This window comes from Streptomyces viridifaciens (genome assembly GCF_001888885.2).
GTDB classification, from domain to species: domain Bacteria; phylum Actinomycetota; class Actinomycetes; order Streptomycetales; family Streptomycetaceae; genus Kitasatospora; species Kitasatospora aureofaciens.
The window spans coordinates 7,129,441-7,153,275 of record NZ_CP090841.1 but is presented as its reverse complement, the minus strand read 5'-3'; the positions used below and the strand labels follow the sequence as shown (position 1 = coordinate 7,153,275).

At 73.5% G+C, this 23,835-nt stretch carries 28 protein-coding genes and 2 pseudogenes; 19 read left to right on the top strand and 11 right to left on the bottom strand.

Features of this window, described 5'->3' with window-relative positions:
* Positions 1 to 56: 56 nt before the first annotated feature.
* From BOQ63_RS39260 to BOQ63_RS39250, 3 genes are all read left to right on the top strand, one after another.
* Positions 57 to 404: an STAS domain-containing protein gene (locus BOQ63_RS39260; RefSeq protein ID WP_072655888.1), complete on the top strand. Its 348-nt coding sequence runs from the start codon at positions 57 to 59 to the stop codon at positions 402 to 404.
* The gene (locus BOQ63_RS39255) at positions 401 to 805 is read left to right on the top strand and encodes a DUF2267 domain-containing protein (protein ID WP_030288866.1); all 405 of its coding nucleotides are present in this window, start codon (positions 401 to 403) and stop codon (positions 803 to 805) included. The genes BOQ63_RS39260 and BOQ63_RS39255 overlap by 4 nt, the downstream gene beginning before the upstream one ends.
* A 98-nt stretch (positions 806 to 903) precedes the next feature.
* Positions 904 to 1,305, top strand: a complete 402-nt coding sequence (locus BOQ63_RS39250) for a DUF2267 domain-containing protein (protein ID WP_030556011.1) — start codon at positions 904 to 906, stop codon at positions 1,303 to 1,305.
* A 66-nt stretch (positions 1,306 to 1,371) separates the two neighbouring features.
* On the opposite strand, the pseudogene BOQ63_RS39245 reads toward BOQ63_RS39250, so the two are convergent.
* Positions 1,372 to 1,866: pseudogene (locus BOQ63_RS39245) on the bottom strand (alpha/beta hydrolase fold domain-containing protein); the annotation flags it as partial.
* Here BOQ63_RS39245 and BOQ63_RS39240 point away from each other — a divergent pair.
* Positions 1,862 to 2,224 (top strand): annotated as a pseudogene (locus BOQ63_RS39240) (TetR/AcrR family transcriptional regulator); the annotation flags it as partial. The pseudogenes BOQ63_RS39245 and BOQ63_RS39240 sit on opposite strands and share 5 nt — an antisense overlap.
* A 59-nt stretch (positions 2,225 to 2,283) precedes the next feature.
* Here BOQ63_RS39240 and BOQ63_RS39235 read toward each other — a convergent pair.
* The gene (locus BOQ63_RS39235; protein ID WP_046386896.1) at positions 2,284 to 2,745 is read right to left on the bottom strand and encodes a carboxymuconolactone decarboxylase family protein; all 462 of its coding nucleotides are present in this window, start codon (positions 2,743 to 2,745) and stop codon (positions 2,284 to 2,286) included.
* 310 nt (positions 2,746 to 3,055) lie between these two features.
* On the opposite strand from BOQ63_RS39235, the gene BOQ63_RS39230 reads away from it, so the two are divergent.
* Together BOQ63_RS39230 and BOQ63_RS39225 are read left to right on the top strand one after the other, a co-directional pair.
* A complete protein-coding gene (locus BOQ63_RS39230; protein ID WP_050367016.1) occupies positions 3,056 to 3,946 on the top strand; it encodes a universal stress protein in 891 nt (296 codons plus the stop codon).
* A 180-nt stretch (positions 3,947 to 4,126) separates the two neighbouring features.
* Positions 4,127 to 4,678: a hemerythrin domain-containing protein gene (locus BOQ63_RS39225; protein ID WP_072655887.1), complete on the top strand. Its 552-nt coding sequence runs from the start codon at positions 4,127 to 4,129 to the stop codon at positions 4,676 to 4,678.
* Between the two features lie 139 nt (positions 4,679 to 4,817).
* Here the strand turns inward: BOQ63_RS39225 and BOQ63_RS39220 are convergent, their stop codons facing one another.
* Positions 4,818 to 5,741 carry a hypothetical protein gene (locus BOQ63_RS39220; RefSeq protein ID WP_223886173.1) on the bottom strand — a complete coding sequence of 308 codons (924 nt, stop codon included), beginning with the start codon at positions 5,739 to 5,741 and terminating at the stop codon, positions 4,818 to 4,820.
* Between the two features lie 117 nt (positions 5,742 to 5,858).
* On the opposite strand from BOQ63_RS39220, the gene BOQ63_RS39215 reads away from it, so the two are divergent.
* Complete coding sequence (locus BOQ63_RS39215) at positions 5,859 to 6,362, top strand: hypothetical protein (protein ID WP_030288882.1); 504 nt, start codon at positions 5,859 to 5,861, stop codon at positions 6,360 to 6,362.
* 324 nt (positions 6,363 to 6,686) lie between these two features.
* Here BOQ63_RS39215 and BOQ63_RS39210 read toward each other — a convergent pair whose 3' ends face one another.
* The 3 genes from BOQ63_RS39210 to BOQ63_RS39200 all read right to left on the bottom strand — a co-directional run bounded on the left by BOQ63_RS39210 (position 6,687) and on the right by BOQ63_RS39200 (position 7,503).
* Positions 6,687 to 6,851, bottom strand: a complete 165-nt coding sequence (locus BOQ63_RS39210) for a hypothetical protein (RefSeq protein WP_167395845.1) — start codon at positions 6,849 to 6,851, stop codon at positions 6,687 to 6,689.
* Between the two features lie 17 nt (positions 6,852 to 6,868).
* Complete coding sequence (locus tag BOQ63_RS39205; protein WP_030288884.1) at positions 6,869 to 7,072, bottom strand: CsbD family protein; 204 nt, start codon at positions 7,070 to 7,072, stop codon at positions 6,869 to 6,871.
* A 137-nt stretch (positions 7,073 to 7,209) separates the two neighbouring features.
* A complete protein-coding gene (locus BOQ63_RS39200) occupies positions 7,210 to 7,503 on the bottom strand; it encodes a WhiB family transcriptional regulator (RefSeq protein WP_030288886.1) in 294 nt (97 codons plus the stop codon).
* A 249-nt stretch (positions 7,504 to 7,752) separates the two neighbouring features.
* On the opposite strand from BOQ63_RS39200, the gene BOQ63_RS39195 reads away from it, so the two are divergent.
* The 7 genes from BOQ63_RS39195 (at position 7,753) to BOQ63_RS39165 (ending at position 13,678) form a co-directional block, all read left to right on the top strand.
* Complete coding sequence (locus BOQ63_RS39195) at positions 7,753 to 8,250, top strand: hypothetical protein (protein ID WP_030288888.1); 498 nt, start codon at positions 7,753 to 7,755, stop codon at positions 8,248 to 8,250.
* A 128-nt stretch (positions 8,251 to 8,378) separates the two neighbouring features.
* On the top strand, positions 8,379 to 8,750 hold the full coding sequence (locus BOQ63_RS39190; protein ID WP_030556005.1) for a hypothetical protein: 372 nt from the start codon (positions 8,379 to 8,381) through the stop codon (positions 8,748 to 8,750).
* Positions 8,751 to 9,025: 275 nt separating this feature from the next.
* Positions 9,026 to 10,552, top strand: coding sequence for an FMN-binding glutamate synthase family protein (locus BOQ63_RS39185; RefSeq protein WP_030288892.1), 1,527 nt, complete (start codon positions 9,026 to 9,028; stop codon positions 10,550 to 10,552).
* Positions 10,553 to 10,886: 334 nt separating this feature from the next.
* Positions 10,887 to 11,216 carry a type VII secretion target gene (locus tag BOQ63_RS39180; protein WP_030288894.1) on the top strand — a complete coding sequence of 110 codons (330 nt, stop codon included), beginning with the start codon at positions 10,887 to 10,889 and terminating at the stop codon, positions 11,214 to 11,216.
* Entirely contained in the window at positions 11,213 to 12,808 is a 1,596-nt protein-coding gene (locus BOQ63_RS39175) for a peptidoglycan-binding protein (RefSeq protein ID WP_141763631.1), read from the top strand. Before BOQ63_RS39180 ends, BOQ63_RS39175 begins: the two co-directional genes overlap by 4 nt.
* Before the next feature lie 16 nt (positions 12,809 to 12,824).
* A complete protein-coding gene (locus tag BOQ63_RS39170; RefSeq protein WP_223886172.1) occupies positions 12,825 to 13,229 on the top strand; it encodes a nucleoside phosphorylase-I family protein in 405 nt (134 codons plus the stop codon).
* Positions 13,226 to 13,678, top strand: coding sequence for a protease inhibitor I42 family protein (locus tag BOQ63_RS39165; RefSeq protein ID WP_030288898.1), 453 nt, complete (start codon positions 13,226 to 13,228; stop codon positions 13,676 to 13,678). Before BOQ63_RS39170 ends, BOQ63_RS39165 begins: the two co-directional genes overlap by 4 nt.
* Before the next feature lie 114 nt (positions 13,679 to 13,792).
* Here BOQ63_RS39165 and BOQ63_RS39160 read toward each other — a convergent pair whose 3' ends face one another.
* The 4 genes from BOQ63_RS39160 to BOQ63_RS39145 form a co-directional block, all read right to left on the bottom strand.
* A complete protein-coding gene (locus BOQ63_RS39160) occupies positions 13,793 to 15,112 on the bottom strand; it encodes a cryptochrome/photolyase family protein (protein ID WP_150476304.1) in 1,320 nt (439 codons plus the stop codon).
* A complete protein-coding gene (locus BOQ63_RS39155) occupies positions 15,109 to 16,656 on the bottom strand; it encodes an SDR family oxidoreductase (protein ID WP_046386443.1) in 1,548 nt (515 codons plus the stop codon). Before BOQ63_RS39155 ends, BOQ63_RS39160 begins: the two co-directional genes overlap by 4 nt.
* A 52-nt stretch (positions 16,657 to 16,708) precedes the next feature.
* Positions 16,709 to 17,650, bottom strand: coding sequence for a MerR family transcriptional regulator (locus BOQ63_RS39150; protein ID WP_030288901.1), 942 nt, complete (start codon positions 17,648 to 17,650; stop codon positions 16,709 to 16,711).
* A 231-nt stretch (positions 17,651 to 17,881) separates the two neighbouring features.
* Positions 17,882 to 18,370: a hypothetical protein gene (locus BOQ63_RS39145; RefSeq protein WP_030555990.1), complete on the bottom strand. Its 489-nt coding sequence runs from the start codon at positions 18,368 to 18,370 to the stop codon at positions 17,882 to 17,884.
* A gap of 350 nt (positions 18,371 to 18,720) precedes the next feature.
* Here BOQ63_RS39145 and BOQ63_RS39140 point away from each other — a divergent pair, with 350 nt between their 5' ends.
* The 3 genes from BOQ63_RS39140 (at position 18,721) to BOQ63_RS39130 (ending at position 21,456) form a co-directional block, all read left to right on the top strand.
* Positions 18,721 to 19,194, top strand: coding sequence for a hypothetical protein (locus BOQ63_RS39140; protein ID WP_046386444.1), 474 nt, complete (start codon positions 18,721 to 18,723; stop codon positions 19,192 to 19,194).
* A 297-nt stretch (positions 19,195 to 19,491) separates the two neighbouring features.
* Positions 19,492 to 20,976, top strand: coding sequence for an MFS transporter (locus tag BOQ63_RS39135; RefSeq protein ID WP_030288905.1), 1,485 nt, complete (start codon positions 19,492 to 19,494; stop codon positions 20,974 to 20,976).
* 3 nt (positions 20,977 to 20,979) lie between these two features.
* Positions 20,980 to 21,456, top strand: coding sequence for a flavin reductase family protein (locus BOQ63_RS39130; protein WP_030288906.1), 477 nt, complete (start codon positions 20,980 to 20,982; stop codon positions 21,454 to 21,456).
* A 58-nt stretch (positions 21,457 to 21,514) separates the two neighbouring features.
* Here the strand turns inward: BOQ63_RS39130 and BOQ63_RS39125 are convergent, their stop codons facing one another.
* A complete protein-coding gene (locus BOQ63_RS39125; protein WP_030288908.1) occupies positions 21,515 to 21,991 on the bottom strand; it encodes a Dps family protein in 477 nt (158 codons plus the stop codon).
* Between the two features lie 421 nt (positions 21,992 to 22,412).
* On the opposite strand from BOQ63_RS39125, the gene BOQ63_RS39120 reads away from it, so the two are divergent.
* Positions 22,413 to 22,667, top strand: coding sequence for a DUF6479 family protein (locus BOQ63_RS39120; protein WP_046386445.1), 255 nt, complete (start codon positions 22,413 to 22,415; stop codon positions 22,665 to 22,667).
* Positions 22,668 to 22,769: 102 nt separating this feature from the next.
* The gene (locus BOQ63_RS39115; RefSeq protein ID WP_030288913.1) at positions 22,770 to 23,738 is read left to right on the top strand and encodes an LLM class F420-dependent oxidoreductase; all 969 of its coding nucleotides are present in this window, start codon (positions 22,770 to 22,772) and stop codon (positions 23,736 to 23,738) included.
* Positions 23,739 to 23,835: the final 97 nt, after the last annotated feature.

The following is a 23,835-nucleotide window of genomic DNA, read 5'->3' as shown; positions in this document are numbered from 1 at the left end:
CCCCCGGCACCACCCCCTGCCCGCGACGGCGGGCCGGACGGACAGCGAGCAGTCCCATGACCACCCAGGTGACCTCGTTCGTGGTGACGGCGTGCGGCGAGATCGACTTCGACACCGCCCCACACCTGCAGCGAGAGCTGTCCCGCGCGCTGGTGGAGCACCAGGAGGTGGTGCTCGACCTCTCGGAGGTGACGTTCATGGACTGCTCGGGCCTGGGTGTCCTGGTCAGAGCCCGGAACCAGGCCGACCGCAGCGGCCGGCGCCTCGTCCTGCGTGGCATCGGCCGCCCCGTGGACCGAATACTCAAGCTCACCGGCCTCGGCCGCCGGCTGGCCCCCGCGACCCGGCCGACGACGAACCGGAACCCGTTCGTCCCCGATCCCGAAGGAGGGAGAGCACGGTGACGATCCGTTGGGAAGCGTTCCTCGACCAGGTCCGGGAACGCGGCGAGTACAGCACACCCGAGGAGGCCGAGCGCTGCGCCCGCGTGGTCCTGGCCCTGCTCGGCGCTCACCTGGTCGGCGACGTGCGCACCCGCCTCGCCGCCCGGTTGCCCGAAACCCTCGCCCTGGTCCTGCTCAACCCCCTCCAGGCCGCCGAACCGCTCAGTCCCGAACGGTTCGTGCGCGCCACCGCCGCCTGGATAGAAGGCGCCACCGAGGCCACCGCCCTGTGGGACATCGGCGCCGTCCTGTCCACGGTCGCCGACGCGGCCGACGATCAGCTCATGGAGCAGGTCCTGCTCCAGCTGCCGCCCGGCTACGACGTCCTGTTCGGCCGGCCCGACGCCGTCCGACGCTCCTGAACCGCCCCCCCCTTCCGCCCGCCCTTCGACCGCCGTCCCCTGACCGCCGTTACGGGCCGCCGCGCTCGCGGCGGCCCGCGCCCCGGAAGGCCATCGCCATGACCCGGCACCGCCGCCTGATCCAGCAGGTCCGCACCCTGGGCCGCTACCCCGGTGAAGAGGAGGCCGAGCGCGTCCTCGACGCGGTCCTGGCCCTGCTCGGCTCACAGCTCACCGGCGACGAACGCTGTGAACTCGCCTCCGTGCTCCCCGAGCGGGCCCGCGCCGTCTTCTCCTCCCAGATCCCCCTCCCGGCGCCGGTCGGCGCGCCCGCGTTCGTCGAAGCCCTCGCCGACGTCCTGGGCACCAGCCTCACCGCGGCCCGGTGGGACGCCTCCTCCGTCCTCGCTGCCCTCTCCGACCTGGCCGGCGACCGTCTCACCGACCGCGTCCTCGCCCAGCTCCCCCACGGCTGGGCCCTGCTCTTCGGCCGCGCCGACCTGACCCCGGTGCCGGCCTGAGCCGTCACCGCAGCCCCCGTCGGCACCGAGCCGCCGGATCCCCTGGCGGGGTGCACCGCTCCCCCGTCACTCCGCCAGGGCCGTACGGAGGAACCGGAGGATCTCGGCCCGGGCGGCGTGGGCCTGGGGTTCCACCCCCGGGAGGCTGAGGAACGCGTGCCTCGCCCCCCGGTACTCGGAGAGCGTCACGGGCGTCCCGGCCGCACGCAGCCGCTCGGCGTAACGGCGACCGTGATCGGCGAGCGCGTCCTGGGTGGGCACCACCACGAGCGCCGGGGCCAGCCCGCTCAGGTCGTCCGCGTACAGCGGCGAGAGCGCGCGGGCGTCGCCTCCCTGCGGAACGGCGAGGCGCCGCAGGAGCCGCAGTTGCGGCAGGGCCCGGGTCGGGTGGTACGCGTACTCGGCGATCGAGGGGTGGTCGTCCATCGTGGCGGTCACGTCGGCCAGCGGGTTGACCAGCACCTGCGCCTTGAGTTCCGGGCCCGCCCCTCGGGCCCGGATCGCCGTCAGGGCGCTGATCAGCGCGCCGCAGCTCTCGCCGAAGACGGCCACGCGCGCCGGGATCTGGGGGCGGTACGGGTCCGGGGGCACCGGATCCCGGTTGGTCATGGAGGAGCTGCTGCAGGCCATGCGCGCGTCCGGACTGCCCGACCGGGACGTCCCGGCGCGCTACCACCGCATCGTGGTCCTGCTCGCCGCGCTGATCTCCTCGGAGGCCGGAATGAGCACCGTCACCCCCGAGGAGTACGAACAAGGGATGGAGCAGTTCCGCGTCGCCGTGCTGGGCGCCGACCCCGAACGCTTCCCCGCCCTGGCCCACTTCGCCCGCGACGTCCGCCCGCTCGGCGCGGACCGGCGGGCCGCGTTCGAGGAGCTCCGCGCCGCCCAACTCGCCCACATCGAGGCCCGGATCCCCTGACGGCCCTGGCCCGCCGAGCGAGGCACCGCTCGGCGGGCCAGGGCGACACCACGGGTTGGTCAGGCCCAGGGCTCGCTGAAGGAACGGCCGGGGACGGGCTTGGCGATCAGCGCGATCGCCACGAAGAAGTTGACCTGGCCGATGGCCGTCATCAGGGTGGCGAGCGCCTTCTCGTCGTAGTGCTCTGCGGCCAGCGCGTACAGCTCGTCCGAAACGCGCTCACCGTGCGGGTTGGGCTGGAGCACGGCCTCGACCAGGGCGAGGGCCGCGCGCTCGGGGGCGGTCAGGTACGGAGAGTCCTGCCAGCCGGCCACCGAGGTGATCCGCTCCTCGGACTCCCCCGCCTTGCGCAGGAATGCGGTGTGCAGGACGGTCAGGTAGGTACTGCCGACGATCTGTCCGGCCCGCAGCTGGACCAGGCCGATGGTGGTCCGGGGAATCGAGCGGTTGCCGACGACCTTGAACAGTGCGGCCGAGACCTCGGCGAGTTCGGGGATCAGCTGCGCCGGGTCCTGGGCCATCCGGGGGCGCAGCGGGATCTCGGCGGTGATCGGGCGGGTGGTGATCGGGCGGTTGATCGGCTGGGCGGTCGGCTGGGTGGTCAACGTCGTGTTCCTCTCGGACTGTTCGGTGCTTTCACTGACCCGACGGACCGCGGGGCGGGAGTGTGACAGCCCGGCGCGAGATCTTTTTCGGCCCCTGCGTCGCGTCCGCCGTCGGAGCCCCGAGAGGTGGCGGACGCGGCCACCGCCGATACTGGGGTCGCAACCCGAGGCGGCCCCGGCGGGCCGGCTACGGCCTCGCCGCGCCGCGGAACCTGAGGAGCGCGCCGTGACCGATCCCGCCCCGACCGGACCGTCCGTGCCCGGGACCTCCACCGGGCCCGTCGTCGTCGGCTTCGACGGTTCGCCCGAGAGCCTCACCGCCACCGAGTGGGCCGCCCGCGAGGCAGAGCGCCGCGACCGCCCGCTCGAGGTCCTGGAGGCCTGGCCCTGGCCGAAACGGGACGTGGTCGGCAGCGACCAGACGTACCACCGCGCCCTCGCCCACCTCGCAGACCGCGAGTCCGCACTGTCCGCCCTGGTGCCCGGGGTGCCGGTCTCCACCGCCCCCGTGTCCGCCGACCCCGTGGAGGCCCTGGAGGAAGCCTCGCACCGCGCCGCCGTGCTGGTGCTCGGCTCCCGCGGGCTGGGCACGCTGCGCGGCTTCCTGGTCGGCTCGGTCAGCCAGGAGGTGCTGCGCCGCTCCGCCTGCCCGGTGGTGCTGGTCCGTGCCCGGGAGGACGAGCCGGACGGCTCCGTGACGGCCGGCATCGACCTGGTCCACCCCGCCGGGCACGTGCTGGCCTTCGCCTTCCAGGCCGCCGCCCTCCGCTCCGCTCCGCTGCGGGTCATCCACGTCTGGTCCCCGCCGGCCGGCAGCGAGTACATGTCCTACGGCGCCATCGGCGGGCTGGAGGGCGAGCTCTCATCCGTGGAGTGGAGCGGCCTCGCCGAGGCCCTGGAACCCCTGCGGGCCCGGTACCCGGAGGTGGAGGTGACCGCCGACCTGGTCCGCGGCAAACCCGCCGTCGAACTCGTCGACGCGGCGGCCTCGGCTCGGCTCCTGGTCCTGGGCCGCCGCCTGCGCCACCTGCCGTTCCGGCACCACCACCTCGGCCCGGTCGCCCACGCCGCGATCCACCACGTCCACTGCCCGGTCGCCGTCGTCCCCTACGGCTGAACCGCGCGCCCGACGGGCAGCGGATCGGGTTCGGCAACGACCTCCACGGGTGGTCTCCCCGCACGACGCGCATGCCTCGCCGGATCCCGGGGATACGACAGGCCCAGGGCGGCCCGTCCTCGGGCGGACCCCGAGCCTTGCACTCACCATCACGCCATCACGACGAGAAGGAGCGAAGACATGGGCCACGGCGGCAACGTGATCCACGAGCTGATGACGGACCACCGGGAGGTGGAGGAGATGTTCGCCCGGATCCAGGCGCTGCCCGCGGGCGACGAGCGGCGCCGCGAGGTGGCGGACGACTTCACCATCGAGCTGGTGCGCCACTCGGTGGCCGAGGAGCAGTACCTGTACCCGGCGGTGCGCGAGCACGTGCCCGGCGGTGGGGATCTCGCGGACAAGGAGATCGCCGACCACGCGACCGTCGAGAAGCTCCTCAAGGAGATCGAGGGCGTGGACTGCGGCGACGCCCGCTTCGGCGTCCTGGTCGACCGGATCATCTCCGAGGTCTCGGCGCACATCCGGGACGAGGAGCAGAACCTGTTCCCCTCCCTGGCCGAGGTCTGCTCGCCCGAGCAGCTGAACGAACTCGGTGAGCGGGTCCGGCGGGCGAAGAAGCTCGCACCCACCCGTCCCCACCCGAACGCGCCCGACAACAAGCTGCTCGCGGCCGGCACCGGTCTGGTCGACCGCGTCCGCGACCTCGCCACCGGGCGCGGCAAGTCCTCGTGACACCGGAGATCGTCGTGGGCCGGCCCGCCGTTCTTCGCGGCGGGCCGGCCCACGACTGCGTTTCGTAGCCCGTCGCCGGACGCCGGGAGCCAGGCGCCCGGTGCCTGAAGCCCGGAGCCGGTTGCGGGGTGCCCGGCGGTCAGCCCCGGCCGGCTGCGGTCCAGTAGCCCCTGTCCGCCGGCAGGCGCCCACGCAGGTCGCCGCGGACCTGCTCGGCCACCCGCCGGGTGTCGCGCCGGTTGACCGTCGCGCCGATGCCCGCGCCGAGGAACAGCGGGGCCATCGACGGCAGTCGGCGCATCCAGCTGCGGGTGAGCCGGCGGCGCACCTGCTGGCGCACCTCCGACCCGAGGGCGAGCGCCGCCAGGCCCGCCGGGCGGATCAGCAGGTTGGCGTCGATCCCCCGGCGGTTGGCCCAGGCGGCCAGGTAGGCCGCGGTCCGCTGGGGGCCGCTGCCCCGTACCGGGACACCGTAGACCTCGTGCAGCTCGGCGATCAGCTTGATCTCCACGGCCGCCACGGCGAGCGTCTCGGCCGCGATCTCCACCAGCATGGCCGGCGGCACGGGCAGCATCGCCATCGCCCCGACGCCCGCGCCGAGCGCACCGGAGGCCCGGGTGGCGCCGGCGGCCAGCAGGTCGGCCAGGCGTTCGGGGTCGTCGACGCCGGGATGCTGGGCGCGCAGGGTGGCGAGGTCGCGGATCGGGATCCGCGGGGCTGCGCGCATCAGCTGCTCGGTCAGGGCCTTGCCGCCGAGGACCGCGCCACGGCCGCCGCTGCTCAGCAGCCGCGCCACCTTCGCCGTCAGTGCCCGGGCGCGGCCACGCTCGACGTGCTGCTCGGCGGCCGGCCAGGCCCCGCCGGGCCGCTCGGCCCGCTCGACCAGCTCGGCGACGCTTTGGGCCAGGCCCGGGTCCGGGACGGCACCGTCGACCTCGGGAAGGGGAACAGGAGCGTGATCGGAGTTCGGGGTTCCGGGTGCGCTGGGGCTCGTCCCCGGAGTTCCGCGCTCCGAAGGCCGCGGTCGCCCGGAGCGGCCGCCCGGTCTGCGAAAGACTGCCATGGCTGTGCGGGTACCCGGCTGTCCGGGCGGCACGCCTGGGACGGCCCGCCGGGTGGGCGGCCGGTACTTCGGTTAGCGTCGGCCATGGGGACCGGACGGTGGTCGGAGGTCGGCGGCATGGCAACAGCGGCAATCGCACGGCTCGCGGAGGACTGGCGGCGGGCGGCGGACCAGCACCTGACGCCGACCAAGCGGTCACTGATGGTGATGTGGGCGGCGTTCGGCACCACCTTCGGCACGGTGCGCTTCATCACCCACGGGATCAGGGGCGGCTGGCTGCCCTGGGGCAACGTCTCGGCCGGCGGGAAGCACCTGCACCACTACAACATCGGCATCGCGGCGCTGGCCGGGGTCGGCCTGGTGGCCGTCCGCGGAGACGAACCGGCGGTCGGCCACCCGGCGGTGGCCGCCGTCTACGGCGCGGGCGCGGCCCTGATCACCGACGAGTTCGCACTGCTGCTGGACCTGCAGGACGTCTACTGGGCGAAGCAGGGCCGGGTGAGCGTCGACGTCTCGTTCGGCGTGCTCGCCGCTCTCGGCGGTTACCTGTCGGCCGCGCCGTTCTGGCACGAGCTCGTCCGGAGAACCCACCGCCGGCTCACGGCCGGGAGCGCGGGGTAGCGCCCGCCCGCTCGATTCGTTCGCCTTCTCTGGTCCGATCAGCCCGTTTGGCGGCCCCGTTTCGGGTGACAAGAAGACCGGGTGGGGCAGAACGCGGTGCGGGCGGAGGCTCCTCCCCTCGGGCCTCCGTCCGCACCGGTCCCTCCGCCGCTCAGAGCCCGGCCACCGTGACGACCACACCCGGCGGCCGGGCGGCCCTCGCCAGGAACGACACGAGCACCTCATCGCCTTGGCCCGGCTGTCGCACCGGCCGGGCCAAGGCGATGAGGTGGGAGCACGTCGACGGCCTGCCGGACCTCCCGTCCGGCAGGCCGTCCCGTCTCGCTATCTGCGCGTTCCCCGGCGGCGACCCAGGCGCATGCCGGCGAGGACCAGGCTGGCGATGAAGAGCACGACGCCGATGACGAGCAGCCACAGCAGGCCCTTCACGAGCACGCCGACGAACCCGAACACAACGGCGACCAGCAGAATGAACAGGAACAGCGCCATGGCGATCTCCTCGCTCGTCAGTCGTCGCGCTTCAGAGCGCCCTTGACCCGGTCGGCGACGCCGGTCATGGCGTCCCTGACGTCGGCCGCGGCCTGCTTGACCTTCGCCCCACCCCGGTCGGCCCGGCCCTCACCCTTGAGCCTCTCGTTGCCCGTCAGGTCGCCGGCCTTCTCCTTCACCTTGCCGGCCAGCTCCTGGGCCTTGTTCGACAGGTCACCCATCGGATCCTCCGATCGTCGAATCAGTGGCACCACGCCGCCGATGCGTCGCATTTGCCCCAAATTTAACTTTTCATACCCCGGAATCGATCACCACCCGCGCCGAACCCGACGCCGGCGGCCCGCTCCGGGGCCCACGGTCAGGCCGCCGACCGACGGTGGGCAGGACTGAGCAGCAGAGACCGCTCCTCCTCGCTCAACCCGCCCCACACCCCGTACGGTTCGCGCGTTTCGAGCGCGTGGCGCCGGCACTCCATTTGGACCGGACACCTGGCGCAGACTGCCTTCGCCGCTTCCTCCCGAGCCTTGTGCGCGGCGCCCCGCTCACCGGCGGGATGGAAGAAGAGGCTGTTCTCCACCCGGCGGCAGGCAGCCTCCAACTGCCACTCCCAGTAGTGGTCGTAAGCTCCGGGCAAACGCGATATGTCCGCCATCAGAAGCGACCTTCCTTCGATCGGCCGGAAACATGTCGCTGATCCGTGTAGCCGGATTCCGGGATCCCATTCACGCCCGTGCCCGTCAAGCCCGACCACGGTGCCCGACTGCGCGCACGCACCGCGGTGGCGCACGCCGACTTCCGTGATCGGCGACCACGGCGGTGCCCTTTTTGTTAGCAACCGGCCCGTTCCGGGCAGGCGGGCAGACACGTCAACGACACGGACTGGGGATGGAGGAGGTGACCGGTGGTGCCGTGGCTGTTCCTCGTCACGCTCACAGCGTACGGAGTCGTCGCCGGGCTGACCGCTCGAACGGTCTTCGCGCGATCACGGGCCGGATTCGTCGCCAGCAGAGGAGGAGGGCCCACCGAGTGGGTCCAGGAGCGGTTCGAGCAGCAGGAGCGGGCACAGGCCGAGGCGGTGGCCCTGATGTCGGGGCTGTGCTGGGTCGTCGCCATACCGGCCCTGGTACTCAGGCGGGTCGTGGCCGGGCTGGTGCTCTGCCGGCCCGCTGTGTCGCAAACTCCCGCGATGCCGGCGCCCACGGTGGCCGACCGGATCGAGGAGCTCGAAAGGGCCCTGGGGCTGGGGGCGCCCTCGCCGATCCCCCTGCTCGGTGACTCGCCGGAGCCGCGAGGTGCGGGAGACGGAGGAACGAAGGCCGCGCACGCGCCAGCCGAGGACGCGACAGCCGTGCACGCGGAAGCCGTGCACGCGGTGACCGAAGGCGCGAGAGCCGACTGAGCAACGGCGACCCGGTCCTCCCGAGCGGTGTGCGCTCCCACCGGCCGGGCAGACGCTCCGCGACAACGGTCCAGCTCCGGCCGCGTCGGCTCGGCCCGACCCGGCTGGTGAACCGGCGGGAGACGATCATGACACTTCGGCATCCGGCTCGGAAGCGTGACGACGGGCGCCGCGGCCGGTTCGAGCAGACGGCCGAACTGGCGTCGAACCTGACCAGTTCCCCCCTCTTCGCCGCGTTCTGTCTGGCACTGGTCGCCGCGTTCGTCGCCGTACACGTGGCCGGTGAGTCCCTGGCGGTGCAACTGCTGGTCGGAGACGCGATGGCAGCGGTGACCCTGCTCCTGCTGGCCCTGCTGAAGAACTCGGAACGCCGGGCCGAGCACGCCGTCCAGCGCAAGCTCGACGCGATCGCCTCCGCGTTGCTGGAGCAGCAGGAGGGCGAGCCGGGCGAGGCGCACCAGCGGCTGAAGGACGCGATCCGGCTGGAAGAACGACTCTGACCGGCGAACGGAGGCCGCGGTGGCTCGGCACGCCCAGCAACCGGTGCGGGCGGTGGCCACGTAGGCGTCCTCCCGCGGAGCCCTTCCCCGGCGTCCCCCGCAGGCCCCCCTGACCGCAGAGCGGTCAGGGGGGCCTCTTACGATCAGTGCGCGTTCTCCGACGGACCCGAAGCCCGACCGGCCGGGTGCCCGCTGCTCAACGTCCTGCACCACCCGACGCACGACACGACGACTCCGCCGACGGCGATGGGGTCGCCCACCGAGGAGGAACCTCCATGCAAGCCCGGAAGATCGGCGCGGCCGCCGCGACAGCGGTGGCGCTTCTGGCTGCCCGCGACCTCGTCCAGAAGAAGCACGCGCTGCTCCGGAACTTCCCGGTGCTCGGACACGCCCGCTACCTGCTGGAGACGATCGGGCCGGAACTGCGGCAGTACATCGTCACCTCCAACGAGGAGGAGCGCCCCTTCAGCCGCGACCAGCGCACCTGGATCTACGCATCGGCCAAGGAGGAGAACAACTACTTCGGGTTCGGCACCGAGGTCGACGTCGAGCACGTCCAGGGGCACGCCTACGTCAAGCAGCGCACCTTCGCCGGCGCCCTGCCCGACATCCACGACCCGCAGGCCCCGCTGCCCTCCGCCAAGGTCCTGGGCGGGCCGCGCGGGCGCGCCGAGGCGTTCCGGCCGGCGAGCGTGGTGAACATATCCGCGATGAGCTTCGGCTCGCTCTCCGGCGCGGCCATCACGGCGCTCAACAAGGGCGCGGCGGAGGCCGGCGCCATGCACAACACCGGCGAGGGCGGCCTCTCCCCGCACCACCGCCAGGGCGGCGACCTCGTCCTCCAACTCGGCACCGCGTACTTCGGCTGCCGCAACGAGGACGGCAGCTTCAACCTCGACAAGCTCAAGGAGGTCGTCGCCGGCGCGCCGGTCAGGGCGATCGAGATCAAGCTCTCCCAGGGCGCCAAGCCCGGGCTCGGCGGAATGCTGCCGGGGGCGAAGGTCACCCCGGAGATCGCCGCCATCCGCGGCATCCCGGTCGGCCAGGACTGCGCCTCCCCGTCGCGGCACACCGCCTTCGGCGACGTCGACTCGATGCTCGACTTCGTCGAACTGCTCGCCACCGAGACCGGTCTGCCGGTCGGCGTCAAGAGCGCGGTCGGCGACATGGGATTCTGGCAGGAACTGGCCGCGCTGATGGAACGCCGCGACCGGGGCGTCGACTTCGTGACGATCGACGGCGGCGAGGGCGGCACCGGCGCGGCGCCCCGGATGTTCGCCGACTCGGTGTCACTTCCCTTCCGGATGGGCTTCTCCCGGGTCTACGGCACCTTCGCCGAGCGCGGGCTGACCGACGACCTGACCTTCATCGGGTCCGGCAAGCTCGGCCTGCCCGAGAACGCCGCGGTCGCCTTCGCCCTGGGCGTCGACATGATCAACGTGGCCCGCGAGGCCATGCTGTCGATCGGCTGCATCCAGGCCCAGAAGTGCCACACGGACAAGTGCCCCACCGGCATCGCCACCCAGAACCCCTGGCTGGCCCGCGGCCTCGACCCGGCCTCCAAGTCCACCCGCGCCGCGGTCTACCTCCGCACCCTCCGCAAGGAACTCCTCAAGGTCTCCTCCGCCGTCGGCGTCGCCCACCCGGGCCTCATCACCGCCAACGACATCGAGATCATGAACGGCGACTACGAGGCCCGCACCCTCGCCGGCGTCTACGGCTACAAGGAGGGCTGGGGCGAACTCGGCCCCCGGCTCGCCAAGGAGATCACCGCCCTCCTCACCTCCGGCCCGGCCGCCTGAGCCCAGGTGGAACCCCTCGGGGACCGGCGCGCCGCCGGCCCCGGGGGGACGGAATCCCACGTCAGTCGCGCCGCGAGCCGCCTGCCGTGCGGAGGAATACGGGCACAGGCGGTCCCCGACCACGGCGGACGGTACCGACGGAACACGCGGAGCGGACGGGGCGAACGTCGCCCGAGGCGGCTCTGGTCGCGTCGTGTGATCGTTCCGCGCAGATCGGGCGGGTTGTGCGAGCACCTGTCGAAACCGGTGCTCAGGGCCGGAGCGGGCGGCAGAACTGCCCCTAGACTGACCGCCGCCCCACGGAGGGGGCGACCGGGACATCGGGGGGAGACACGTGAGCGGCGGCGACAACGGCGGGGTCGGGGTGGGGTTCAGCGCGCACCCGGAAAAGCTCGGGGACGCGGGTGATCAGCTGATAGCCGCGAGCACGGACGTGGGCTCGGTGAAGGACGCACTGGGCAAGCTCGTCATGTCCGGTGAGGACACGTTCGGCGAGTACGGCGCGAGCGACGCGGCCAAGGCGTTCTGGCAGGCCTGGCAGGACGAACTGGGCGTGAACGTGGACGCCCTGAACGACCTCGGCGGCAAGGTGCACACCACCGCGGCCAACTACACCAACACTGACCACGGCGTTGGCCAGCAGTACCAGCACCAGGGGGCGTGACGGTGCCCGACCACGGCATGGACCCGCTCAACCCGCTCGGTGTCGACCAGCGCTCCCAGCGGGAGAAGGTCGAGGGGCTGAAGAAGACCATCGACGAGTCCCACGGCATGTGGGGCGCCGGCGACCTCAAGTACGCGGTGCACGACGCCCTCCAGCTGCCCGCGCCCAAGGGCGACCCGGGCAAGCTCGGCGAGCTCGCCGCCGCGTACAACACCGCCGTCTCCCAACTGGACACGGTCCAGATGAAGGTGGCGCGAGTGGGTGCCCAGCACCTGCCCGACGCCTGGACCGGGCAGGTCGGGGAGAAGGCCGCCGAGGTGGTCAAGGCGTCCGCCGACGACCTCGGGCGCTGCCACGAGATCCTGGGCAAGGGCCGGGACCAGCTCAAGGCGCTGGCCTCCGCGCTCAGCGAGGCGCAGTCCCTGCACGGGCAGGGCCACGCGCCGCTGAGCGAGGCGCTGAAGCTGCTGCACGACATCACCTTCAGCGACGGGCCGGACCTGGTCCACTGGGACGACGACAAGATGCACAGCGCCCACGCCAAGGCGAAGGAGGGCATCAAGTCGGTCTACGACGCCGCGGTGAAGGCCGAGGAGGCCGGCCGGGCCGCCGCCCGGGAGCTGCACGCGCTGGCGGACAAGGCGCTGGCCGCCCGCTTCAAGAACAAGGGCCTGGGCGCCGCCGACAAGCTGGTCGTCGCGGACGCGGAGGTCGCCGGCAGCGACCAGTTCGGCACCATCCTCACGGCCAACGACGTGACCCGGGCCGGCCAGTTCATGGACAAGATGAGCGACGCCGACCGGGCCCGCTTCGACCAGCTGCTGGCCGGCAGCAAGTCCCCCGAGGAGCGCGCCTACCTGATGAAGGCGCTGGCCGCCGGGCACAGTTACGACGAGGTCAAGGCCTTCGACGACCAGATCCACGGGCACGGCGACGACCCGGCCTGGCTGGCCCAGCGCCTCTCACCGGTGCAGATCGACTCCGCCTCCACCAACCAGTCGGACACCGCCTACCAGGGCGTGGCGTGGAACCAGGGCGACAAGCCGACCTGCGTGGCCGCCTCGACCGTCACCGCCCGGGCGATGGTCGACCCGCTCTACTCGCTGCAGCTCACCACCGGCGGGCACCCCGGTGACCCGAAGTACGACAACGGCCAGGCGGCGTACGACCGTTGGCTCAAGGAAGCCGACCGCGTCTACGACACCAAGAACTGGTGGAACGAGTGGCAGGACGGGATGAGCGACGGCGAGTCCAAGGACGCCGCCAACGACGAGATCGGCAAGCACACCGGGGCGGGTTACCACACCGTCGACCTGGAGGGCCCGGAGCAGCGCCGGGACGTGCTGGCCCAGGTCGAGTCGGCGGTGGACCAGGGCAAGCCGGTGCCGATCGGGGTCAAGGAGGACACCTGGTTCCGTCCGGACGGCCACCAGATGATGATCATCGGACACCGCGGCGACCAGCTGGAGATCTACAATCCCTGGGGCTACACCGTCTGGGTGAGCGAGAACGACTTCGTCAACAACCACATGGAGGGCGCGGCGCAGGGCGGCAACATGCCGATCGCCGACCACGTCCAGATGCCCCAGTGAGGCTCTAGGTGAGCAAGTGAGCACTTCCCCCCGACCGACTCCGCAGTCGATGAGCGACGCCCGCCTGGCCGAGCTGGACGTCGAGGTCCTGCTGCGCTTCGGCCTGCCCGCCGCTGGGCCGCACCGCTCGACGCTGTTCGGCGACGGCGCGGTGGCCGCCGCGATCACCGTCGACCGGCTCGGCGTCATGCCGCGCGCCGTGGTCTTCCTCGGCGAGGTGGTCCGCTCCGGCGGCACCCGCTTCGCGGCCGGCCTGCCCGAGCCGCTGCCCGGCCCGGCTGCGGCGGTGGCACGCGGCTGGCTGGAGGCGGCCGCGACGGTCGTCGGGGACGCCACCGGGGACCTCCTGGTCGCCCGCTGGCTCGACGCGGTCGCCGCCGTGCTGGCACTGCGGGTCGCCCACCGGGAGGCGAGCGCGTGAACTGGCGTCGGATCCTGGTCGGAGCGTTCGCGCTGCTGGCCGTCGCGGGCGTGGTGGGGGCGGTGGTGGTCCACCGGATGACCACCGGCAAGCTCGACCACGGCGCGGTGTTCACCGCAGACTCCGGTGAACTGGCCGTGAAACCGGGCGAGTTGTTCTCCGTCGAGGTCAGCGCCCACCGGGTGACCGGCCAGGTCTGGAGCGTGGCCGAGCCGGTTCCCGACCCGACGGCCGTCCAGACCGTGGGCGACGAGTACGTCAAGAACTTCGGCCTCAAGGACCTGGTCGGCGCCACCGGTTCGGCCGGCTCCGGCGGCCGCTACTACTTCGTCTTCCGGGCCGGCCCCAACCCCGGCCGGGCGACCATCACCCTGCGCAACCCCAACCACACCGGCGGCGCGGGCGGCTCTGACCAGGGCGAGCGGCACTACACCGTCGAGGTGCGCTGAACACCGGGGCCGCCACGGAGTGAAGCCGACTGCCGCCGCCTCCGCCGCGTACGGCCGGACGCAGCGCCCCCGCAGAGCGACGGGGCGGCACCGGCCGCGGTGCGGCGGGTGTCCTCAGTCCAGGCCGCGGGCCCGGCGCAGGCGGGCCGAGAGGGTGTCGGGGTCGATGAGCGGGTCCGGGTAGTCGGGGGCGAGCGACCAGGGGCGGTGGACGGCGCGCCCGGGCAGGTGGGCGAGTTCCGGCAGCCAGCGGCGCACGTAGTTCCCGTCGGGGTCGTAGCGCTCGGCCTGGCGCAGCGGGTTGAGGACCCGGTTGGGGCGGGTGTCGGTGCCGGTGCCGGCGACCCATTGCCAGTTGAGCTGGTTGTTCGCGATGTCGCCGTCGACCAGCAGGGTGAGGAAGTGGGCGGCGCCGATCCGCCAGTCCAGGTAGAGGGACTTGGCGAGGAAGCTCGCCGTCAGCAGGCGGGCGCGGTTGTGCATCCAGCCCTCGTGGGCGAGCTGGCGCATCCCGGCGTCGACGATCGGGTAGCCGGTGCGGCCCTGCCGCCAGGCCTCGGCCTCGCGCTCGTCGTGGTGCCAGGGGTCGTTCCTGGTGCGGTAGTCGCGGTGGGCGGCGTCGGGGCGGGCGGCGAGGACCTGGTGGTGGAAGTCGCGCCAGGCCAGCTGCCGGACGAAGGCCTCCGCCCCGGCGCCGCCGTGCCGGAGGGCGCGGGCCACCAGCTCGGTGGGTGACAGGCAGCCGAAGTGCAGGTAGGGGGAGAGCCGGGAGGTCGAGTCGCCGGCCAGGTCGTCGTGCCCCTCGGCGTACCCGTCGAGGTCCCAGCGCCGCCAGCGCTCCCGGGCCGCGCTCTCCCCACCGCGGGGCAGGGCCGGGGAGAGCGGGCCCGTGGCCACGAGGCTCTCGCTGCCGATGCCGTCCGGCGTGCGGATCACCCGGGGCGCGCCCAGCACCGTGCGGTGGGGCGCCTGTTGCCAGACCCGGTGGTACGGCGTGAAGACCGCGTAGTGGTCGCGGCCCGCCGGGGCGATCCGCCCGGCGGGGACCACCGTCACGGAGGCGTCGTGGACGTGCAGCCGTCCGCCGAACAGGGCGAGCAGCGCCGCCTCGCGCCGACGGGCGAAGGCGCTGACGCCGGCCGCGACGTGCACGGTGGCGGCGCCGGTCTCGGCGGCGACCCGGGCCGTCTGCTCGGCGGTCGCGCCGCGGCGCACGATCAGGCGCGAGCCGGCGCCGCGCAGCCCGGCGTCCAGGTCGACGAGGCAGTCGGCCAGGAAGGCCATCCGGTTCGGGGCCGCGAAGCCGGCCGCCTCCACGGAGGGGTCGAGGACGAACAGCGGCACCACCTGGTCGGCGGCGTCGCGGGCGGCGTGCAGCACGGGGTTGTCGTGCAGGCGCAGGTCCTGGGTGAACAGGGCGATCGAGACGGTCATGGATGGGCCCTCGGAGCGGATGCGGTCGGGGTGTTCAGGGTGCTGCGGGGCACGGCGGCCGCTCGGGCGCGTTCCGTGATGTTGCGCGCCATCGCACCGAACACCAGGGAGTGGAACGGCGCCACCGACCACCAGTAGGCGTGGCCGGCCAGTCCGTGCGGGTGGAACAGCGCGCGCTGGCGGTAGCACGTCCCGCCGGCGCCGTCGGGGGCGACCCTCAGTTCCAGCCAGGCCAGGCCCGGCAGGCGCATCTCGGCCCGCAGCCGCAGCAGCCGCCCGGGCTCGATCTCCTCCACCCGCCAGAAGTCGAGGGCGTCGCCGACCCGGAGGTGGTCCCGGTCGCGTCGGCCGCGGCGCAACCCGACGCCGCCGGCCAGCCGGTCGAGGGTGCCGCGCAGCGCCCAGGCGAACGGCAGGGAGTACCAGCCGTTCTCACCGCCGACGCCCTCGACGACCCGCCACACGGCGGCCGGGTCCGCCGCCACCCGCCGTTCCCGTAGGTCCTGGTAGAGGCTGCCGCCCGCCCAGTCCGGGTCGGTGGGCAGCGGGTCGCTGGGGGCGCCGGGGAGTGAGGCGGAGGACCAGCGGGTGGTGACCCTGGCTTCGCGGATGCGGCGCAGGGCGAGTTCGACGGCGCGGTCGAAGCCGGTCAGTCCCTGCGGCGGGTCCGGGATCCAGTGGGCGATGTCGTGCTCGCCGCAGACCACCTCGTGCCGCAGCGATTCCACCAGCGGGCGGGCGAGCGGACCGGGCACCGGGGTGACCAGGGCGACCCAGTAGCTGGACAGCGCCGGGGTCAGGACGGGCACCGGCACGATCAGCCGCCGGGGCAGGTCGGCCACCTTCGCGTAGCGCTGCATCATCAGCCGATAGGTCAGCACGTCCGGTCCGCCGATGTCGAAGGCCCGGTCGACCTCCGGCGGCAGCGAGGCGGCGGCGACCAGGTAGCGGAGCACGTCACGGACGGCGATCGGCTGGATCCGGGTGTTGACCCAGCGCGGGGTGACCATGGCGGGCAGGCGTTCGGTCAGGTAGCGGAGCATCTCGAAGGAGGCGGAGCCGGAGCCGATGATGACGGCGGCCCGCAGTTCGGCGGTCGGTACGCCGGCGGAGCGCAGGACCCGGCCGACCTCGGCGCGCGAGCGCAGGTGCGGCGAGAGCTCGGCCTCGGGCACCCCGGTGGGCAGCAGCCCGCTGAGGTAGACGATCCGGCGGACCCCGGCCCGGGCTGCCGCGCGGGCGAAGGCCCGGGCGGCGCGGCGGTCGGTGTCCTCGAAGTCCGGCCCGGTGCCGAGGGAGTGCACCAGGTAGTAGGCGACGTCGACGCCGTCGAAGGCGCCGTCCAGGGTCTCGGGCCGGGTGACGTCGCCGGTGGCGGCCGTCACCCGGCCGCGCCACGGCTGGTCGCGCAGCCGGCGCTGGTCCCGCACCAGGCAGCGCACCCGGTGCCCGGCGGAGAGCAGTTCGGGGACCAGCCGTCCTCCGATGTAGCCGGTGGCGCCGGTGACCAGGCAGAGTTTTCCGGTCCGGGTTCGCTCGTCCACGGTGTTCCGCTCCTTCCGGAGGTCGGGTGCCGAGGGCCTGCCCTGCGGCGGATCAGCGCAGCAGCCCCTCCAGCAGGTGGAGCGCGGTGGTGAGGTCCCGGGGGCGCAGGGTGCCGGGCGGGCGGCGGGAGCCGGCCCAGCCCGGTCCGGCGACCAGCACCACCGGTCGGGTGCGCGCGCCCTGCGGGCCCCAGGCGGTGCTGACGACCCGCTCGACCAGCGCCCGGTCGGCGGTCCTGGTGGCCTGCGACCAGAGCAGCACCGCGGGCGGGCCCGTCCGGCGGACGGCTTCGAGCAGGGCGTCGGGCGGCAGAGCCGCGCCGAACATCCGGAACGGGAGCCCGCGCTCGGCCAGGGCGGCGGCGAGCGCCTCCAGCGCCAGGCTGTGCAGTTCCGTCGGCATGCCGGCGAGCAACGCGGCCGGGCCGGTCTGCGGCCGCACCTGCTCGGCGGCCCGGCGCAGGGCGGCCGAGACGTGCCAGGACAGCAGGTGCTCCACCTCGACGTAGCGTTCGCCCTCGGTGGCCCACTTGCGCCCGACCGCCCGCAGCGCGGGGGTCATCACCTCCGTCCAGGCGGTGACCGGGCCGAGTTCGTCGACGTTTCGGCGCAGGATGAGGGCCATCTCGGGGGCGTCGAGCCGTACGGCGGCACGGGCCAGACCCCGGCACTCGGGCCGTACGGTGCCCACGCGCAGGGTGTTGCCGCCGGAGGCCGTTCCGGTCCGAACCGTCGGGAGGGTGGATCCGGCGCCCGCCAGGGCGACGCGCGCGGCTTCGGCGGGGGTGACTCCCCGCGCCATGAGCCGGCACATCTCCTCCAGGACGGCCACGTCGGCCGGCTCCCACCGCCGGTGCCGCCCGGGGTCGCGGTGGGCGGGGCCGATGCCGTAACGGCGCTCCCAGGACCGGATGGTGGTGGGCGAGACGCCGAGCCGCCGGCCGAGGGCTCCGGTGGTCAGTCCGGCCGGGGCGGGAGCGGGCGGGGCGGTCACGCCGGTGAGCCTACGACGGGTCGCCGGGGCGCGGTCGGCCGACGCGCGCGCGGCGGGAAGCGGTCCGCCGGGGGCGACGGGCCTGGGGGCCGGCCGTTGGACGGGCGACCGCTCGGTGATTGCCTGCACGGTCCGACTCTCACGCAGCGGCGGGCGGTGTCGCGAGTCGCATCGTTTGCGCATCGTTCTTGCAGCGTTGTCGCGTCTTCGCCGCACCGAACGCGGGGCAGGTCAGCGCCGGGCGCGGCGGAGGGTGAGCAGGACGGCGGCAGTGGCGGCGCCGTAGGCGAGGTGCGGGACGATGTCGGCGGCCCAGTCGGCGGGCTCCCATTCCCTGGGGTCGCTGATGCCGAGCGCGGCCATCGGGGCGTCGGAGGCGGCCAGTGCCGCCGCCGCGGCGCCGAGGGCGACGATGCAGGCGCCGGCCCTGCCGGCGGGGGCCTTGACCGCGGCGGTCAGGACGCCGATGCCCAGGCCCACGGCCAGTCCGGTGCCCAGTCCGAGCAGCGGGCCCAGGCCCGCGATCCGGTTGTCGCGTTCGTCGTGGTCTCCCGGAACGGACACTCCCGCCCGGTCGGCCAGGGTCTCGACAGCCTCCTGCGGGGCCTCGCTGGCGGCCCTGCCGCGGACGGCCATGTCGAGGTAGGTGACGGCGTTGAGCGCGGTGGTGCCGACCGCTCCGGCGGCGAGGCCCTCCAGCGCGCGGGTGCGCACGGTCATGATGTCTCCTTCCCGCCCGGCCGTCCGGTGCGGACCGCTCCTGCGCGACGGTCGGTCGGCCGCCGCCCCGGCGTCTTACCGGATCGGGGCCGTCCATGCGCCGGTTTCCGTACGGGTGGCTTCCGCAGAACGGGCGGCTTCACACCCGGGCGAAGCGGCTGGTTTCGCTCAGCTGACTGCCCGGGGCCGGGTTTTTCGTCCCGGTCGCTGCGGGCGGGCGCCGCGGCCCACCACGCTGGAGCAACACTGCGTCCCCATTGCCGTGTCCCAGAGCGCTGTTCTCCACCGGAAGGGACCGCATGACCTCGCACCCGAATCCACCCGCCCCGGCATCCGGCCCGTGTTCCCTGATGTGCACGCGAGTTGAGCGGCTCGCCGCCGAGGTAGAACTCCAACTCCTCGATGGTATATGGGAGTTCACAGCGCAGGACGTGGTGCTTGCCGGACGCGCCGCCGAGGGCATCGCGGATTCGGTCGGCGCCGCGCCCGCCCAGGAGCGGCTGCCGGTCCTCGACCGCCTGGAGCACCTCCGCGAGGTCCTGGCCGTCCTCGCCATCGGCATCGCCCGCACCCACGGACAGTTGGCGTGGTTGCTCGCGCGGGCGAGCACCGTCCTCGCGCCCGTCCTGCACTGGCGGTCCCTGCCCGCGGACCCGCGGCGGTCCTTCGGCACCACCGTGCCGACCCCCGGCGAACTGGCCGACGCCGAAGAGGCCTCGCGTCGGCTGCGCGCTCTCCTGGTCCATCTCGGGGCGGTCGCCGCCGGCCCACCGGCGGACGGGCCCCGCGGGGTGCCGGGCGCGGAAGCGGACACCGCCGCCTGATCCGCCGGGACGGAGCGTTCCAGGGCCGGTTCAGGAGCTCCTGGCGGACCAGGTTCGCGGTGGAACTCGGTGATACTGCGCGCCGCGTCGCCCCCACCCTCTTCGGCGCCACCGTGCGTCGTCGTGTTCATTCTCGTCCTCCTCCACCCGGTCACGGACGGTGGCCCACGGCACCGACGTCTCGAGGCCCGCGCCTACCCGCCCCCGGCCTGCTCCAACGGCGCGCCGACCGGCTTGGGCTCCGCAGAACCGGGCAGACGCGCATCGATCACCGACCCGAGGACGAGGAGGTCCACCATGGCCGATCCGGCGAAGCCCGGAAGCACGCGGGAAGCGGAACCCGGCGTGATCAGCACCGATGTCCCCGCCCGCCTCGACCGGCTGCCCTGGTCACGCTGGCACTGGCGGATCGTCATCGGACTGGGCACCGTCTGGATCCTGGACGGCCTGGAGGTGACGATCGTCGGCAACATGGCGGGGCGCCTCGCCCAGCACGGCAGCGGCATCAGCATCAGCACCGCCCAGGTGACCACCGTCGCCGCAGCCGTCTACGTGGCGGGTGCGTGCAGCGGTGCGCTGTTCTTCGGCTGGCTGACCGACCGGCTCGGCCGCAAGAAGCTCTTCATGCTCACCCTCGCCGTGTACCTGGCCGCCACCGCCGTCACCTCGCTGTCCTGGACGGCCTGGTTCTTCTTCCTCTGCCGCTTCTTCACCGGATTCGGCATCGGCGGCGAGTACGCGGCGATCAACTCCGCCATCGACGAGCTGATCCCGGCCCGGGTGCGCGGCCGGATCGACCTGGTCATCAACGGCAGCTTCTGGGTCGGCGCCGCCTTCGGCGCCTTCGCGTCGATCGCCCTGCTCAACACCTCGCTCTTCGCCACCGCCGTGGGCTGGCGGCTCGCCTTCGGCATCGGTGTCGTCCTCGGCCTGGTCATCCTGCTGGTGCGCCGGCACGTCCCGGAGAGTCCCCGCTGGCTGTTCACCCACGGGCGGGCCGACGAGGCCGAGCAGATCGTGGCGGAGGCGGAGCGGACGGTGGAGCGGCAGACCGGGGCACCCCTGCCGCCCGTCGAGGAGGCGCCCATCCGGATCCGCGCGCGCGAACCGCTGGGGTTCGTCGCCATCGCCCGTACCGTGGTGTCCCGCTATCCGCGCCGCACCGCGCTGGGCTTCGCGCTGTTCGTCGGCCAGGCGTTCCTCTACAACGCGGTGACCTTCGGCTACGCCACCATCCTGACCACCTACTTCGCCGTGCCCGAGGGCCACACCGGCTACTACTTCGCGGTGATCGCGGTCGGCAACTTCCTCGGCCCGCTGCTGCTCGGCCACCTCTTCGACTCGCTCGGCCGCAAACCGATGATCGCCGGCACCTACATCGGCTCCGGCGTCCTGCTCTTCGCCACCGCCGCCCTCTTCCAGCACGGCTCGCTCTCCGCCGCCACCCTGACCGGCTGCTGGACGGCCGTGCTGTTCCTGGCCTCGGCGGGCGCCAGTTCGGCCTACCTGACGGTCAGCGAGATCTTCCCGCTGGAGACCCGCGCCCTGTGCATCGCCTTCTTCTACGCCGTCGGCACGGCGGTCGGCGGCATCAGCGGCCCGCTCCTGTTCAACGGCCTGGTCAGCAGCGGCAAGGTCTCCGACACCACCCTCGCCTTCTGCATCGGCGCCGGCCTCATGACCGTCGCCGGCCTGGTCGAGGCCGCCATCGGCGTCAAGGCCGAGCGGCGCAGCCTGGAGTCGCTGGCTGCGCCGCTGAGCGCGGTCCGGACGGAGGCCTGAGCGATGACCGGTTTCGACGCGTTCACGGGGATGCTGGACTATCCGGTGTACGTCGTGACCGCGGCCGCACCGGAGCCCGCCGGTTGCCTGGTGGGGTTCGCCGGGCAGTGCTCGATCGATCCGGCGCGGTTCACGGTCTGGCTGTCGAAGGCGAACCACACCCACGCCGTCGCGCTGCGCGCGCCCGCGCTCGGGGTCCATCTGCTGCCGCCCGACCACCGGCTGGCCGAGTTGTTCGGCGGCCGGACCGGCGACGAGTGCGACAAGTTCGCCGCCACGGCCTGGCGGCGAGGACCGGAGGGCGTGCCGGTCCTCGCCGCGGCGCCGGCCTGGTTCGTCGGCGGGGTGCTGGACCGGGTGGACTGGGGCGATCACACCGGCTTCCTGCTGGAGCCGCGCCACGTCCACGCCCCGGGGTCGGCCACGCCCGTACTGTCGTTCCGCGACGTGGCGGACATCGACGCCGGGCACCCGGCATGACCCGGCTGCCACGGCGCCGCTTCCCCGACGGGCCGGGCTGGTGCCCGGCCCGTCGGCGTCAGCCCCGGCTCTCCGCCTGGAACATCCAACTGTGCTTCTCCAGCGCGGCCGTGAGTCCGATCAGCAGGTCCTGGGTGACCGGGTCCGCTGATTCGGTCGCGTCGATCCGGTCCCGCATCCGCTCGATCACGGCCCCGAACGCCTTCACCAGGTGGTCGACCACCGCCGTGTCGGCCGTCCAGCCCTCGGGGAACTCGGGCAGGCAGCTGGAGGCGGCGACCGTGGCGGCCCGGCCGTCCGGACTGACTCCGATCGCGGCGGCGCGCTCGGCCACCTCGTCGGCGAAGTTGCGCGCGGTGGCGACCACTTCGTCGAGCTGCAGGTGGACGGAGCGGAACCGGGGTCCGTAGAGGTTCCAGTGCGCCTGCTTGGCCACCAGGGAGAGGTCCAGCAGGTCGACCAGGGCGCCCTGCAGCGCTTCCCCGGTCGTCCTGCGGTCGTTGTCCGGCAGAGGGCTGCTGATGACGATGCCCATCGCTGTGTTCCTTCCGGGTCGAGGAGCCGTCGTCCGGCATCCGTTGAGTGATGGCTGGCTACCCGCCGCCCGGCGGTTGGGCCTCGCCGGTAGCCGTGCCCGCACGGAGGCAGGCCGACGGCACCCCGAGGCGTCCGGGTTCGAACACGAACGACCGGCCGGGCGGCGTACGGTTCGACGGCTTCCCCCTCTTCGGTCGCGGAAACCACCCGCCCCGCCGGCGGGCCGTTCGATCCCCCGGTGCGGCGCTCACGACGGGGGAACGCGCCCGACCCGAGCGGGAATGCGCCCGACACGGCGGGGTAGACGGACGCGGGCGGCGGTCCCGGCCCGGCTTGCCCCCTCTCCCCGGGACCGCCGCGCCGTGCCGCGCGTGCAACGGCTACGGCAACCGGACGAACCCAGGAAAGGAACGCGAACCTTGATCATGCACTCGCTCCCCACCACGGCGGCCGCCGGCCCCTCGGCGGCGGGCGTCCTGGTGCCCGCACTGGTCATCGCCGTGCTGCTCATCGGCGCCTTCGCCTGGGGCAGCCACCGCCTGCTGCGCCGTCGGCCGCCGAGGCCCGCCGAGGGCGCCGCCGCCGAGCGCGCCGACTCCTGGCGCACCCCCGACGGCGAGGGCCCCCGGGCGAACGAGGAGCCGCCCACCGGCCCCGGCCGTCCCGGCCGCTGAGCCGGAGGGGCCCCGGCTCCCCCGCGCCGCCCGGTGTTCGTGCGATCGAACGAAGACCGGTTCCGGGGGTGGACGACGCGCTCCGCGGGGCAGACGCCGGTCATGGTGAAGATCGGATACACGATGATGACCGAGCAGCGGGCCCCCCGGGACCTGGTCTGCGACGTGGTGCGCGCCGAACGGGCGGGCTTCGACTTCTCGGTGGTCTCCGACCACTACTTCCCGTGGCTGGACGAGCAGGGACACGCTCCGTACGCGTGGGCGGTGCTGGGGGCGGCCGCGCAGGCCACCTCCCGCATCCCGCTGATGACGTACGTGACGTGCCCGACCTTCCGCTACCACCCCGCGGTGGTGGCACAGAAGGCGGCGACGCTCCAGCTGCTGTCCGAGGGGCGCTTCCGGCTGGGACTCGGCAGCGGTGAGAACCTCAACGAGCACGTGGTGGGCCGGGGCTGGCCGGCGGCGTCGGTGCGGCTGGAGATGTTCGCCGAGGCCGTGGAGATCATCCGCGCGCTGTTCGAGGGCGGCTACGTGACCCGGCACGGAAAGCACTTCGACGTGGTCGGCGCCCGACTGTGGGACCTCCCGGACCAGCCGCCACCGATCGGGATGGCGGTGTCGGGCCCTGTCTCGTGCGCCCTGGCGGGGCGTCTCGCCGACCTGGCGATCGCCGTCGAGCCCGACCCGGGGCTGGTCTCGGGCTTCGCGGAACACGGCGGCGCCGGCAAGCCCGCGGTGGGCCAGCTGCCGGTGTGCTGGGACCGCGACCGGGACGCGGCCGTGCGCCGCGCCCACGAGCAGTTCCGCTGGTTCGGCGGCGGCTGGAAGGTCAACGCCGAACTGCCGGGCACCGCGGGGTTCGCGGCGGCGAGCCGGTTCGTACGCCCCGAGGACGTCGCCGAGGCGATCCCGTGCGGCGACCGGGTCGAGGACTTCGTCGAGGCCGTACGGCCCTTCGTCGACGCCGGGTTCGGCGAGGTCGCCCTCGTGCAGGTGGGTGGGGACAGCCAGCCCGCCTTCCTGGACTGGGCCGAGGAGACCCTGCTGCCGGCGCTGCGCAAGGCCTTCTGACGGAACGCCAGGACGATCCCGACAAAGATCGTCGACCGGTACATGTCTCCACGCTTCCGGGGCACAAGGCGGGCACATCACCACGTCGAGGAGGTCG